The 817-nt window shown below is 72.5% G+C and carries 2 protein-coding genes; both read right to left on the reverse strand.

What is annotated here, in order from left to right; genetic code table 11:
* Positions 1-507 (reverse strand): alcohol dehydrogenase catalytic domain-containing protein (locus DSP71_RS15010; protein ID WP_181800749.1); only part of this gene is annotated, 507 nt, incomplete at its 3' end.
* A gap of 11 nt (positions 508-518) precedes the next feature.
* Positions 519-817, reverse strand: a 299-nt coding sequence (locus DSP71_RS24045; protein ID WP_258546479.1) for an HAD hydrolase-like protein, incomplete at its 5' end; no start/stop codon positions are given.

The following is an 817-nucleotide window of genomic DNA, read 5'->3' on the forward strand; positions in this document are numbered from 1 at the left end:
GAGCGCCTCGGGCACCCTGACGATGGCCGTCCCCTCCCTCAGCTGCACGTGACTCGCGAACGCTCCGGTGAGGTCGCCGTGCGCGCCGACGCGATCGTGCCCGTACTTCCCCAGATCACGGCATTTCTGCGGCAGCCCCCGCAGGCAGCGATCGCAGCTCGCGCAGGATATGGTCACCGACCACACCACCCGATCGCCGATCCGCAGCGGAGTGCCGTCCACGGTGCGCGCGCCGGCGTCGCCGATGGCGATCACCCGTCCGACGCTCTCGTGTCCGAGCACCAGGGGCGTCGGAGCGGATCGTCGTCCCCGCACCGTGTGCACGTCGGATCCGCAGATCGTCGACATCTCGACCGCCACGAGCGCGTCCCCGTCCGCGAGAGCCACTCCCGGTACCGCGATCGTCTCGTGCGGGTGGCCTTCGCCGACCCAGACCATCGCGGTGGCCGCCGGGCGCAGCGCGACGTCTCGGCGGTGGCCGGGCGGACGGATCAGCAGCGTTCCCATGGAGCGATCCCTCAGGAGGTGGCGACGAGCGGCAGCAGCTCGCGCTGGACGAGCACATCCCGCAACGCGCTCACATCGCTCAGCACGGCATCGGCTCCGGCGGCGCTCAGCGCCGGACGATCGTGGGCGCCGGTGAGCACGCCCGCGACGAATCCGGCGCCGGCTCGACGACCCGACTCGACATCGCTGACGGTGTCGCCGACGACCGCGATCGACTGGACGGATGACGCCTGCGTGCGCAGCAGGGCCGCCAGCACGAGGTCGGGCGCCGGGCGTCCGCGTCCGGCGTCGATCGGCGACAGCGCGAGGT

Source organism: Microbacterium sp. H6 (assembly GCF_003314775.1).
Classification (GTDB): Bacteria; Actinomycetota; Actinomycetes; order Actinomycetales; family Microbacteriaceae; genus Microbacterium; species Microbacterium oxydans.